The organism is Mycobacterium sp. NGS51 (genome assembly GCF_059812525.1).
Genome location: NZ_JCALCV010000006.1, coordinates 33856 through 46747, shown reverse-complemented (window position 1 = coordinate 46747; position 12892 = coordinate 33856). Strand labels below are relative to the sequence as shown.

12 protein-coding genes and 2 tRNA genes are annotated in these 12892 nt (G+C 65.6%); 11 read left to right on the top strand and 3 right to left on the bottom strand.

What is annotated here, in order from left to right:
• Window positions 1–104: 104 nt before the first annotated feature.
• Genes AC5Y5W_RS09520 through AC5Y5W_RS09510 form a run of 3 tightly spaced genes read left to right on the top strand, consistent with a single transcriptional unit; the run spans window position 105 to window position 2025 of the window.
• A complete protein-coding gene (locus AC5Y5W_RS09520) occupies window positions 105–716 on the top strand; it encodes an Rv2466c family mycothiol-dependent reductase (protein ID WP_500010380.1) in 612 nt (203 codons plus the stop codon).
• Between the two features lie 13 nt (window positions 717–729).
• Complete coding sequence (locus AC5Y5W_RS09515) at window positions 730–1212, top strand: ribose-5-phosphate isomerase (RefSeq protein WP_500010379.1); 483 nt, start codon at window positions 730–732, stop codon at window positions 1210–1212.
• A 6-nt stretch (window positions 1213–1218) separates the two neighbouring features.
• Window positions 1219–2025, top strand: coding sequence for an Fpg/Nei family DNA glycosylase (locus tag AC5Y5W_RS09510; protein WP_500010378.1), 807 nt, complete (start codon window positions 1219–1221; stop codon window positions 2023–2025).
• 9 nt (window positions 2026–2034) lie between these two features.
• On the opposite strand, the gene AC5Y5W_RS09505 is transcribed toward AC5Y5W_RS09510, so the two are convergent.
• Together AC5Y5W_RS09505 and AC5Y5W_RS09500 are read right to left on the bottom strand one after the other, a co-directional pair.
• Window positions 2035–3213, bottom strand: coding sequence for a serine hydrolase domain-containing protein (locus AC5Y5W_RS09505; protein WP_500010377.1), 1179 nt, complete (start codon window positions 3211–3213; stop codon window positions 2035–2037).
• Window positions 3214–3297: 84 nt separating this feature from the next.
• Window positions 3298–3368: transfer RNA gene (locus AC5Y5W_RS09500), tRNA-Gly, on the bottom strand.
• Between the two features lie 126 nt (window positions 3369–3494).
• Between AC5Y5W_RS09500 and AC5Y5W_RS09495 the strand changes: the two genes are divergently transcribed.
• The 4 genes from AC5Y5W_RS09495 (at window position 3495) to clpP2 (ending at window position 6368) form a co-directional block, all read left to right on the top strand.
• Window positions 3495–3571 (top strand) — tRNA-Pro (locus AC5Y5W_RS09495).
• Window positions 3572–3622: 51 nt separating this feature from the next.
• Window positions 3623–5044, top strand: a complete 1422-nt coding sequence (gene tig / locus AC5Y5W_RS09490; protein WP_500010376.1) for a trigger factor — start codon at window positions 3623–3625, stop codon at window positions 5042–5044.
• A gap of 107 nt (window positions 5045–5151) precedes the next feature.
• Window positions 5152–5736 (top strand): ATP-dependent Clp protease proteolytic subunit, encoded by a 585-nt coding sequence (locus AC5Y5W_RS09485; RefSeq protein WP_499884388.1) that lies wholly within the window; start codon window positions 5152–5154, stop codon window positions 5734–5736.
• Window positions 5733–6368, top strand: coding sequence for an ATP-dependent CLP protease proteolytic subunit ClpP2 (gene clpP2 / locus AC5Y5W_RS09480; RefSeq protein ID WP_500010375.1), 636 nt, complete (start codon window positions 5733–5735; stop codon window positions 6366–6368). Before AC5Y5W_RS09485 ends, clpP2 begins: the two co-directional genes overlap by 4 nt.
• On the opposite strand, the gene mmuM is transcribed toward clpP2, so the two are convergent.
• The gene (gene mmuM, locus AC5Y5W_RS09475) at window positions 6369–7259 is read right to left on the bottom strand and encodes a homocysteine S-methyltransferase (protein WP_500010453.1); all 891 of its coding nucleotides are present in this window, start codon (window positions 7257–7259) and stop codon (window positions 6369–6371) included.
• 248 nt (window positions 7260–7507) lie between these two features.
• Between mmuM and clpX the strand changes: the two genes are divergently transcribed.
• From clpX to mobA, 4 genes are all read left to right on the top strand, one after another.
• Window positions 7508–8791, top strand: coding sequence for an ATP-dependent Clp protease ATP-binding subunit ClpX (gene clpX / locus AC5Y5W_RS09470; RefSeq protein ID WP_500010374.1), 1284 nt, complete (start codon window positions 7508–7510; stop codon window positions 8789–8791).
• A 311-nt stretch (window positions 8792–9102) separates the two neighbouring features.
• Window positions 9103–11067: a 2-oxoacid:acceptor oxidoreductase subunit alpha gene (locus AC5Y5W_RS09465; protein WP_500010373.1), complete on the top strand. Its 1965-nt coding sequence runs from the start codon at window positions 9103–9105 to the stop codon at window positions 11065–11067.
• Entirely contained in the window at window positions 11064–12155 is a 1092-nt protein-coding gene (locus AC5Y5W_RS09460; protein WP_500010372.1) for a 2-oxoacid:ferredoxin oxidoreductase subunit beta, read from the top strand. Before AC5Y5W_RS09465 ends, AC5Y5W_RS09460 begins: the two co-directional genes overlap by 4 nt.
• Window positions 12156–12165: 10 nt before the next feature.
• A complete protein-coding gene (mobA, locus tag AC5Y5W_RS09455; protein ID WP_500010452.1) occupies window positions 12166–12771 on the top strand; it encodes a molybdenum cofactor guanylyltransferase in 606 nt (201 codons plus the stop codon).
• Window positions 12772–12892 lie beyond the last annotated feature (121 nt).

The window sequence follows — 12892 nt, the reverse complement described above, 5'->3', positions numbered from 1 at the left end:
CGGTCACGCTGCCTATCCTTACCCGGAGCCGGTATCGGGGAACACGCGTCGCGTTGCCTCGGTTGTGCTGGGCGGCTACCGCATCATCAATGAGAGGATTTTCCATGCCCGAGAAGTCAGTCGCCGATTTCTGGTTCGACCCGCTGTGCCCGTGGGCATGGATCACCTCGCGCTGGATCCTGGAAGTCGAGAAGGTCCGCGACATCGAGGTCAACTTTCATGTGATGAGCCTGGCCGTGCTCAACGAGAGCCGCGAGGACCTGCCCGAGAAGTACCGGGAGGGCATGGCGAAAGCCTGGGGCCCGGTCCGGGTGGCGATCGCCGCCGAGCAGGCCCACGGTGCCGACGTGCTCGGGCCGCTGTATACCGCGATGGGCACCCGCATTCATAACGAGGACAACAAAGAGCTCGACGACGTGATCAAGCAGTCACTGGCTGAGGTGGGGTTGCCGGCCGAGTTGGCCGCCGCCGCCACCAGCGACGCCAACGATGAGGCGCTGCGCAAGAGCCACCACGCGGGCATGGACCCCGTCGGCGAGGACGTCGGAACCCCGACCATCCATGTCAACGGAGTGGCGTTCTTCGGTCCCGTGCTGTCGAAGATTCCGCGCGGTGAGGAGGCCGGCAAGCTGTGGGACGCCTCGGTGACTTTCGCGTCCTACCCGCACTTCTGGGAGCTCAAGCGAACCCGCACCGAACGACCCGAATTCGACTGACACAATGACCGGCATGCGCGTCTACCTGGGTGCCGACCATGCCGGCTACGAACTCAAGCTGCAGATCAGCGAGCATCTGAAGAAGTCCGGACACGAGCCGATCGACTGCGGCGCGTTCAGCTACGACGCCGAGGACGACTATCCGGCGTTTTGCATCGCCGCCGCCGTGGCCACGGTCGCTGACCCGAGCAGCCTGGGCATCGTGCTGGGCGGATCGGGCAACGGTGAGCAGATCGCGGCCAACAAGGTCCCCGGAGCGCGGTGCGCGCTGGCATGGAGCGTCGAGACCGCGACGCTGGCCCGCGAACACAACAACGCACAGTTGATCGGTATCGGCGGCCGCATGCACACCGTTCCGGAGGCACTGGCCATCGTCGACGCGTTCGTGAACACACCGTGGTCGGAAGCCGAACGCCACCAACGCCGTATCGACATCCTCGCCGAGTACGAACGCACCCATCAGGCACCGCCGGTGCCCGGTGCCCCAACCGAGTAACCCGCCATGCCCGAGGGCCACACGCTGCACCGACTGGCGCGGCTGCACCAGCGCCGGTTTGCCGGCGGGCCGGTGGCCGTCTCCAGTCCGCAGGGCCGGTTCGCCGCGTCGGCCGCCGCGGTCGACGGCCGGGTGCTGCGTCGCACCAGTGTGTGGGGCAAGCATCTGTTCCACCATTACGCCCAAGGCCCCACGGTGCATGTGCACCTCGGTTTGTACGGCACGTTCACCGAATGGGAGCGCCCGCCCGATGAGGCGATGCCCGCGCCGGTCGGCCAGGTGCGGATGCGAATGGTTGGCGCTGAATACGGCACCGATTTGCGCGGCCCGACGGTGTGCGAACTGCTCGACGACGCACAGGTCGCCGAGGTGGTGGCGCGGCTCGGGCCCGACCCATTGCGCCGCGACGCCGACCCGGCCTGGCCATGGTCGCGGATCACCAAGTCGCGCAGGCCAATCGGCGCCCTGCTGATGGACCAGACAGTCATCGCCGGAGTCGGCAACGTCTATCGCAGCGAATTGTTGTTCCGCCACGGCATCGACCCCTATCGGCCCGGCCAGCGGGTCAGCGAAACCGAATTCAGCACGGCATGGACGGATCTGGTGGCGCTGATGAAGGTAGGTCTGCGGCGCGGCAAGATCATCGTGCTCCGTCCCGAACACGACCACGGTGCACCGTCATACGGTCCCGGAAAGCCCCGCACCTACGTCTATCGCCGCGCCGGCGACCCGTGCCGGGTATGTGCGACGGCGGTCCGCACCGCCGAACTGGAGGGCCGCAACGTCTTCTGGTGCCCCGAGTGCCAGACGTGAACCGTCGGCTCAGTTTTTGGTGATGCCCAACGCCGCGTAGATCTCGTCGGACAGTGCGACGCTGCGGGGGTCGGCATTGGCTTTGGTGGCGTCGTACCGGTTCATCACATAGCCGTAGCCGATGCGGTGCTCCAGGTCGACAAATCCGAACGAACCGCCCAGGCCGCCATGCCCGAAGATCCGCGGATTGGGTCCGTTGACGCAGCGCTGGTTGAGCATGTAACCCAAGCCCCAGCCATGGTCCGCGACGCGCGGTCCCAACACCAGATCGGTGTCGAAGCCGCCCTGCGAGGTCCGGACCACCTCCATGTAGCTGCGACTGAGCAGTTTCTCCTGAGCCAACGCGTTGTAGAGGGTCGCCAGCCCCAGCGCCGACACGTGACCTCCGATGTCGGGAAGGTCGAGTTGGCGCCACAGTGTGCGGTTGTTGGACCCGAGTTCGTCGCTGGGGATGAACCCCCACGAGACCGCCAGCCCCGCTTTCGGGTGGTCATCCAGTGTGACCGGGCAGTCGGGAGCATTGGCCAGCAACTCGTCGGGATGCGGTTTGCCGATCAGGTCTGCGCAGCGATACAGGTCGGCCGACGACAAGCCGATGTGGACGTCGGCGTCCAGCGGCTCGGCGATCTCGCTGCGCAGGTACTGACCCAGCGTGTGGCCGGTCACCCGGCGGACTACCTCGCCGAGGATGAAGCCGAAAGTGGACAGGTGATAGCCCTGCGCGGTGCCCGGCTCCCACCAGGGCTCCGCGACGGCCAGCCGCTCGCAGACCAAATCCCAGTCGAGGACGTCCTCGCAGCGCAGTGGACGACGCGGCCCGATCACCCCGGATCGGTGACCCAACACCATGGCGACGGTGATGTCCTGTTTGCCGGCTTGCCCGAACTCGGGCCAGTAGCGGGCCACCGGCGCATGCAGGTCGAGCTCACCGCGTTCGACGAGTTGGTGCACGCAGGTACTCGTCAGGCCCTTGGTAGCGGAGAGCACGGCTGCCAGCGTGTCCTGGCCCCATGGCCAGGAACCGGACTCGTCGGCCGAGCCGCCCCAGAGGTCGACGACAAGCTCGCCGTCCACGTAGATCGCGACCGCCGCGCCGACCTCGTTACGCAGCGCAAAGTTTTGCTCGAACGCGTCGCGGACTCGTTCGAACCGTGGCGTGCACGTGCCGTGGATGTCGATGTCGGCCATCGTCCTTAGGTGCTGGATTGTCGGTCTCCTCAGCCTCGCAGCGCTCGGCCTCGTCGGCCTTCCCTGTCCGGGAACTCCAGCTTGAGCGGGCGACGGGAATCGAACCCGCGTAGCTAGTTTGGAAGACTAGGGCTCTACCATTGAGCTACGCCCGCACGTATCAGTCGAGCGCGACTGTACGTCGCGGCAGACATCAATTCCAAATGATGCCGTCCCGTGTCCTGCTCGTGAGGTGGCTGCCGGGGATGGCTGGGTCGGGCCGTAAGATCGCGAGGTCAGCGCGGGGTGTAGCGCAGCTTGGTAGCGCATCCGCTTTGGGAGCGGAAGGCCGCAGGTTCAAATCCTGTCACCCCGACCAGCCGCCGAGACCCACCCAAGACCAGCAGAACCGACACCGAGGAGTACACCCGTGAAGAGCACCGTCGAGCAGTTGAGCCCCACCCGGGTTCGCATCAATGTCGAGGTGCCGTTCACCGAGCTCGAGCCCGACTTCAATCGTGCCTACAAGGAGCTGGCCAAGCAGGTGCGGCTGCCGGGGTTCCGTCCCGGCAAGGCGCCGGCCAAGCTGCTCGAGGCGCGCATCGGGCGCGAGGCGATGCTCGACCAGGTCATCAGCGAGGCGCTACCCGGCCGCTACAGCCAAGCGGTCACGGAATCCGACGTGCGGCCGCTGGGCCAACCGGAGATCGACGTAACGCAGAAGGAGTACGGCCAGGAGCTGGTCTTCACCGCCGAAGTCGACGTTCGCCCCGAGATCACTCTGCCCGACCTGAGTGCGCTGAAAGTCAGCGTCGATCCGATTGAAGTCAGCGACGACGACGTCGACGCAGAGCTGCAGTCGCTGCGGGCCCGGTTCGGCACGCTGACCGGTGTCGACCGGCCCGCCGCCGAGGGAGATTTCGTGTCGATCGACCTGTCCGCCACCATCGACGGCGAAGATGTGCCCGAAGCGGCGACACAGGGGTTGTCCCACGAAGTCGGTTCCGGTCAGCTGGTCGATGGCCTCGACGAGGCGCTGGTGGGACTGTCCGCCGGTGAATCCAAGGTTTTCACCACCACCATGGCCGCCGGTCCACACGCCGGGAAACAGGCCGAAGTCACCGTCACCGTCGGGTCGGTCAAGGAACGCGAACTGCCCGAGCCCGATGACGAATTCGCGCAATTGGCAAGCGAATTCGACACCATCGAGGAGCTGCGTGCCAACCTGACCGATCAGGTCCGCCGAACCAAGCGCGCCCAACAAGCCGAAGCGATCCGCAACACCACGCTGGACACCTTGCTCGAGCAGGTCGACATTCCACTGCCCGAAGCCGTGGTGCAGGCCCAGGTCGACGACACCCTGCACAACGCCATCCACGGCTTCGACCACGACGAAGCCAAGTTCGCCGAGGCGCTGGCTGAGCAAGGGTCATCACGCGAAGAGTTCGACGCCGACACCCGGTCGGCGGCCGAGAAGGCGATCAAGACCCAGCTGCTGATGGACACGCTGGCCGAGGATCTCGACATCCAGGTCAGCCAGGAGGACCTCACCGAACGGCTGGTGCTGACGTCGCAGCAATACGGCATCGAGCCGCAGCAGTTGTTGGCCTACATGCAACAGAACAACCAGCTGCCGGCCATGTTCGCCGACGTGCGCCGCGGGCTGACCATTGCCGCGGTGGTCGAGGCGGCCACCGTCACCGACAGCGACGACAACATCATCGACACCAGCGAGTTCTTCGGCAGGCGTGCGGACGATGGGGCCGACGAGGCGGCCGACACCGACGAGGACGTTGAGGAAGCTGAGGATGCGGTAGCCGCGTCGGAGGAGTCATCGGACGAGCCGAAGTGACGCTCTGAGCGAACGTCGGTACTTGAGGGAGTGCGCGACGACGCCGGTTGGTTAGTGTCGGTGCATATGAAACACGAGAAAGCAGGTACTCCACTGTGAGCGGTGACATGCGTTCGAACACGCAGGGTCTCAACCTCGTCGACTCCGTCTATGAGCGTTTGCTCTCCGAGCGCATCATCTTCCTGGGGTCAGAGGTCAACGACGACATTGCCAACCGGCTCTGCGCGCAGATTCTGCTGCTCGCCGCCGAGGACCCGACCAAAGACATTTCGCTCTACATCAATTCTCCGGGCGGCTCGATCAGCGCCGGCATGGCGATCTACGACACGATGGTGCTCGCGCCGTGCGACGTCGCCACCTACGCGATGGGCATGGCGGCCTCGATGGGCCAGTTCCTGCTGGCGGCCGGCACTAAGGGCAAGCGTTACTCCTTGCCGCATGCCCGCATCCTGATGCACCAGCCGCTGGGTGGTGTGACCGGTAGCGCCGCCGACATCGCGATCCAGGCCGAGCAGTTCGCGGTCATCAAGCAGGAAATGTTCCGGCTCAACGCCCAATTCACCGGCCAGCCGATCGAAAAGATCATCGCCGACTCCGACCGCGACCGCTGGTTCACCGCCCAAGAAGCCCTGGAGTACGGCTTCGTCGACCACATCATCACCAACGCCCCCGTCAACGGAGCCGCATCATGAACCCCGACATCCAGCCGCAGGCCCGTTACATCCTGCCGTCGTTCGTCGAGCACTCCAGCTGGGGTGTCAAAGAATCCAACCCGTACAACAAGCTGTTCGAGGAGCGCATCATCTTCCTCGGTGTCCAGGTCGACGACGCGTCGGCCAACGACATCATGGCGCAGCTGCTGGTACTGGAGTCGCTGGATCCCGACCGCGACATCACGATGTACATCAACTCCCCGGGCGGCGGGTTCACGTCGCTCATGGCGATCTACGACACCATGCAATACGTGCGCGCCGACATTCAGACGGTCTGCCTGGGCCAGGCGGCCTCGGCGGCGGCGGTGCTGCTGGCCGCCGGGACACCCGGCAAGCGGATGGCGCTGCCCAACGCCCGAGTGCTGATTCATCAGCCGTCGCTGCAAGGCGTGATTCAGGGGCAGTTCTCCGACCTGGAGATCCAGGCCGCCGAGATCGAGCGGATGCGCACGCTGATGGAAACCACCTTGGCTCGCCACACCGGCAAAGAGGCGGAGGTAATCCGTAAGGACACCGACCGCGACAAGATCCTGACGGCCGAAGATGCCAAGGACTACGGGATCATCGACACGGTGCTGGAGTACCGGAAGCTCTCAGCCAATCCCGCGTAATCACCTCGACGTAAGGGCGGCGGTCAGCTGAGCGATGTCGGCGGGCCGGACGCGACAACATCCGCCGACCACCCGCGCGCCCGCCGCGACCCACTCCACGGCCAGCTGCGGTGCGAATCGTCGCGGGCCCACCCAGGCGCGGCGCTCGCTATCCCAACGTTCGCCGCTGTTGGGATACACGATTACCGGTTTGCCGGTGTCCCGGGCCAACGCGATCGCGGGCAGCACGTCCTGGGGTGCGCAGCAGTTGACGCCGACCGCGACGATCTCCGGAACACCGGCCGCCGCCGCGAACGCATCGGCCAACGGCTGTCCGGCGCGGGTGCGGGCGCCGTCGACGGTGTAGCTGAGCCAGGCCGGCACCCCCAGCTGTCGCACCACGTTGAGCAGGGCTTCGGCTTCGTCGACATCGGGGATGGTTTCCAGAGCGAGCACGTCGGCGCCGGCCTCCGCCAGCGCCTCCAGCCGCGGCCGGTGCCAGGCTTCCAACTGCGCCACGCTGAGCCCGTAGCCCCCGCGGTATTCCGACCCGTCGGCCAGCGCAGCGCCGTACGGGCCGACCGAGGCGGCCACCCAGCATGCGGCATCGCGCACGCCGGCGTCATCGCGCGCCGACACCGCCAGCTCGACGCTGCGCCGCAACAGTCGCACGGCGTCATTTCGGCTGATGCCGCGGTCGGCGAAGCCCTGGAACGACGCCTGATAGCTGGCGGTGGTCGCAATCATCGCCCCGGCACGGAAAAACGCGCGATGCACGGCCCTGATCTGATCGGGGGCGTCTACCAGTTGCCTTGCCGACCACAACGGGTCGGACAGGTCATGGCCGCGCGCTTCCAACTCGGTGGCCAGGCCGCCATCGCCGATCAAGACGGTATCGTCGGGCACGGCGATTCCCACGGGCCCACAGTAGGACTGCGTCTCTCAGTCACGTAACGGCCGCGACACGCCAGAGACACGGCGGCGCGTTCCGGCGCGCGACAGGCGCCCGTACGGGATATGTTCAGGCGGACAAGCACGAATATCACTGACGCGATTCGGCCTTAACGGTCGCGTCGCGCCGGAACAAGCGGGTAGCGTCGGGAAATACACGCGGCAATACCCACGGATCGACGGTGAACAGGAAGTAGGTTCCCAGCACCATGGCGCGCATCGGAGACGGCGGTGACCTGCTGAAGTGCTCCTTCTGCGGGAAGAGTCAGAAGCAGGTCAAGAAGCTCATTGCCGGCCCCGGCGTCTATATCTGCGATGAGTGCATCGATCTGTGTAACGAGATCATCGAAGAGGAACTCGCCGACGCCGACGACGTCAAACTCGACGAGCTGCCCAAGCCGGTGGAGATCCGGGACTTCCTGGAGGGTTATGTCATCGGCCAGGACACCGCCAAGCGCACCCTGGCCGTCGCCGTCTACAACCACTACAAACGCATCCAGGCCGGTGAGAAGGGCCGCGATTCCCGGGCCGGCGAACCGGTCGAATTGACCAAGTCCAACATCTTGATGCTGGGACCGACGGGCTGCGGCAAGACCTACCTGGCCCAGACGCTGGCCAAGATGCTCAACGTGCCGTTCGCCATCGCCGATGCCACCGCGCTGACCGAAGCCGGTTACGTCGGTGAGGATGTCGAGAACATTCTGCTCAAGCTGATTCAGGCCGCCGACTACGACGTCAAGCGCGCCGAGACCGGCATCATCTACATCGACGAAGTCGACAAGATCGCGCGCAAGAGCGAGAACCCGTCGATCACTCGCGACGTCTCTGGTGAAGGTGTGCAGCAGGCGCTGCTGAAGATCCTGGAGGGCACCCAGGCCTCGGTGCCGCCGCAGGGCGGCCGCAAACATCCGCACCAGGAGTTCATCCAGATCGACACCACCAACGTGTTGTTCATTGTGGCCGGTGCGTTCGCCGGGTTGGAGAAGATCGTCTCCGACCGCGTCGGCAAACGCGGGCTGGGTTTTGGGGCGGAGGTCCGCTCCAAGGCCGAGATCGACACCACCGACCACTTCGCCGAAGTCATGCCCGAAGACCTGATTAAGTATGGGCTGATTCCCGAGTTCATCGGCCGGCTGCCGGTGGTGGCGTCGGTGACCAATCTCGACATGGACTCTCTGGTCAAGATCCTGTCCCAGCCGAAGAACGCCTTGGTCAAGCAGTACACCCGGCTGTTCGAAATGGACGGCGTGGAATTGGAATTCAGCCAGGATGCGCTGGAAGCCATCGCCGAGCAGGCGATTCACCGCGGCACCGGTGCCCGCGGGCTGCGCGCGATCATGGAGGAAGTTCTGCTGCCGGTGATGTACGACATCCCCAGCCGCGACGACGTCGCCAAGGTCGTGGTGACGAAGGAGACCGTGCAGGATAACGTGCTGCCGACCATCGTGCCGCGCAAGCCGTCGCGCACCGAACGTCGCGACAAGAGCGCCTAACGCGGCGCCCGCATGCGGGTGCTAGCTAATGTTACTCACGCGTAGATCGTGTTCTTAGACTTCGCGTGCCAGCAAAAGTGACGAACACCACAGTTGACCTGCGCGCGCGCCACGCTCGTGCCTCTGACCTTGATATTCGCTCGACTAACGGTACTGCGGGTGCGCGCGTCGGCGTCGATCAAACCCTAAGAGCAGTGCAATAATCGGTACTAGCAGTGACATAAAAATGGCCGGGGGTCCGCTCCGGCGGCGCCCACCGGTAGCCGCGACGCAGAGTGCCCGTGCGGTAGACAGTGACGGAAGGCGGGGACGTGGGTCCGAACGAGGACGGAGCCAGGTCAGAATCTCATTCAGCAGGCACGGTGGCACCCGAGCGACAGAAGCTGGAGAAGGTCGTCATCCGTTTCGCCGGAGACTCCGGTGATGGCATGCAGCTCACCGGTGACCGGTTCACCTCTGAGGCGGCGCTTTTCGGTAATGACCTGGCGACTCAGCCCAACTACCCCGCTGAGATCCGTGCACCTCAGGGCACGTTGCCCGGGGTCTCCTCTTTCCAGATTCAGATCGCCGACTACGACATTCTCACCGCGGGTGACCGACCCGACGTGTTGGTCGCGATGAACCCGGCAGCGCTGAAGGCCAATATTGCGGACCTGCCGCGCGGTGGCCTGGTGATTGCCAATTCCGATGAGTTCACCAAACGCAACCTGGCCAAAGTCGGCTACCAGGACAACCCCCTGGAAAACGGTGAGCTGTCCGACTACGTGGTGCAGCCGGTCGCGATGACCGCATTGACACTGGGTGCGGTCGAGGCCATCGGGGCGTCCAAGAAAGACGGCCAGCGCGCCAAGAACATGTTCGCGCTGGGGCTGCTGTCGTGGATGTACGGGCGGCCGATCGAAACCAGCGAGCGATTCATCCGAGAGAAGTTCGCCCGCAAGCCCGACATCGCCGAGGCCAATGTGCTTGCGCTCAAGGCGGGCTGGAACTACGGGGAGACCACCGAGGCGTTCGGCACCACCTACGACGTCTCACCGGCCAAGCTGCCCGCAGGGGAGTACCGCCAGATCTCGGGCAACACGGCGCTGTCCTACGGCATCGTTGCGGCGGGGCAGCTCGCCGGCATCACGGTGGTCCTCGGCAGCTATCCGATCACCCCGGCGTCGGACATCCTGCACGAACTGTCCAAGCACAAGAACTTCAACGTCATCACCTTCCAGGCCGAAGACGAGATCGCCGGTATCGGCGCCGCATTGGGCGCCTCGTATGGCGGCGCGCTGGGGGTCACCAGCACTTCGGGCCCGGGGCTGTCCCTGAAATCCGAGGCGATCGGCCTCGGCGTGATGACCGAGTTGCCGCTGTTGATCATCGACGTGCAGCGCGGCGGCCCGTCGACGGGTCTGCCCACCAAGACCGAGCAGGCCGACCTGCTGCAAGCCCTCTACGGACGCAATGGCGAATCTCCGGTTGCGGTGCTGGCGCCGCGGTCACCCTCCGACTGCTTCGAGACGGCTGTCGAGGCGGTGCGTATCGCGGTGTCCTACCACACCCCGGTGATCCTGTTGTCCGACGGCGCGATCGCCAACGGCTCGGAGCCCTGGCGAATCCCCGACATCGATGCCATCGAGCCGATCGAGCACATTTTCGCCAAGGCCGATGAGCCGTTCCAGCCCTATGCTCGCGACCCCGAGACCCTGGCCCGGCAGTTCGCCATCCCGGGCACACCCGGCCTGGAGCACCGCATCGGCGGGCTGGAGGCGGCCAACGGTTCGGGCAACATCTCCTACGAGCCGGCCAACCACGACCTGATGGTGCGGTTGCGCCGTGCCAAGATCGACGGGATCCGTGTTCCGGACTTGGAGGTCGACGATCCCACCGGTGACGCCGAGCTGCTGCTGATCGGGTGGGGCAGTTCGTATGGCCCGATCGGTGAAGCGTGCCGGCGTGCGCGTCGCCAGGGCATCAAGGTTGCGCATGCCCATCTGCGCCACCTCAGCCCGTTCCCGGCCAATCTGGGCGAGGTGCTGCGCCGCTACCCGAAAGTGGTGGCGCCCGAGATGAACCTGGGCCAGCTGGCGCTGCTGCTGCGCGGCAAGTATCTCGTCGACGTGCAGTCGGTGACCAAGGTTGCGGGCATGGCGTTTTTGGCCGACGAGGTCGAGGGGATCATCGATGCTGCCCTGGACGGCACCCTGGGCGAAAAAGAAAGTGACAAAGCCACATTCGCACGGTTGGCGGCGGCTACCGTGGGAAATGGCGTAGGAGCTGACGTATGACTGACCTGATCGGCAATTTGGCGGGCGCAGACCTCGGTGTGACGGAGGCGTTGTCCAAGACCAACGGAGTGCCCACCACCGACCAGCCGCAGAAGGCCAAGGACTTCACCAGCGACCAGGAGGTCCGTTGGTGCCCGGGTTGCGGTGACTACGTCATCCTCAACACCATCCGCAACTTCCTGCCCGAGCTCGGGCTGCGACGGGAGAATATCGTCTTCGTCAGCGGTATCGGCTGCTCCAGCCGGTTCCCCTACTACCTGGAGACCTACGGCCTGCACTCCATCCACGGCCGCGCCCCGTCCATCGCGACCGGTCTGGCACTGGCCCGCGACGACCTGTCGGTGTGGGTGGTCACCGGTGACGGCGACGCGTTGTCGATCGGCGGCAACCACCTGATCCACGCGCTGCGCCGCAACGTCAACCTGACCATCCTGCTGTTCAACAACCGGATCTACGGGCTGACCAAGGGCCAGTATTCGCCGACCTCCGAGGAAGGCAAGGTCACCAAGTCCACGCCGATGGGCTCACTGGACCACCCGTTCAACCCGGTGTCGCTGGCGCTCGGCGCCGAGGCGAGTTTCGTGGGCCGCGCGCTGGACTCGGACCGCAAGGGGCTGTCGGAGGTGTTGCGCGCCGCCGCGGCGCACCGTGGATCCGCGCTGGTCGAGATTTTGCAGGACTGCCCGATCTTCAACGACGGCTCCTTCGACCTGCTGCGCAAAGAAGGCGCTGAGGAGCGGGTCATCAACGTCCGCCACGGCGAGCCGGTCGTCTTCGGCGCCAACGGCGAATACTGCGTGGTGCGTTCTGGATTCGGCCTTGAAGTGGCGAAGACCGCCGATGTCAGTGTCAGCGAGATCGTCGTGCACGACGCACACGCGGCCGACTCTGCCTACGCCTTCGCGCTGTCGCGGCTGTCCGACCAAAACCTCGAGCACACGGTGATGGGCATCTTCCGCCAGGTCACCCGGCCGACCTACGACGACGCCGCCCGCGCGCAGATGACGGCCGCTGCCGAAGCCAGGCCGGCGGACCGCGCCGCCCTGCAGTCGCTGTTGCGCGGCCGCGACACCTGGACCGTCGCCTGACGTGACGGCCATGGCGGCCTCGCTGGCTGGGGTAGTGCTGGCGGGGGGAGCGTCGCGTCGAATGGGCCGCGACAAGGCCACGCTTCCGGTTCCGCAGGCTATCGCCGGCAGCGGAAACCCCACCACGATGGTCGAGCACGTGGTGGACATCGTCAGCCAACGCTGCCAACCGGTTTTCGTCGTCGCAGCACCCGGACAACCGCTGCCGCAGCTATCGGCAGAGGTGGTGCGCGACGAAATCCGTGGCCTGGGTCCGCTGCTCGCGACTGGGCGGGGACTGCGCGCCGCTCGTGAAGCCGGCGCAAAGCGCGCCTTCGTGTGTGCCGTCGACATGCCGTTTCTGACTGTCGATCTGATCGACACCCTGGCCGATGGCGCCGAAGAGATAGACGCCGAGGTGGTATTGCCCTGGGACGGTCGCGACCACTATCTGGCGGCCGTTTACCGCACCGACCTCGCCGAGCGGGTCGACGTGTTGGTGGCCGCCGGCGAGCGCCGGATGCGCGCGTTGGTCGACGGTGCCGACGCCCAGCGCATCGTGCTGCCGTCCTCGCGGTCGTTGACCAACGTCAACTCGGCGGACGATCTGCGCACGCTGTCAGCCTCTGCGCCCTAGCGCACCCGTTCGGGTCGACGCCGAGACGGGTGGGTCGCCGGGAATTGTCGGCCGGTAAGCACGGCGAAGTTTATCCATTTCCAAGCGGACCATTGTGATAATTGCTGGTGTCATGACGACC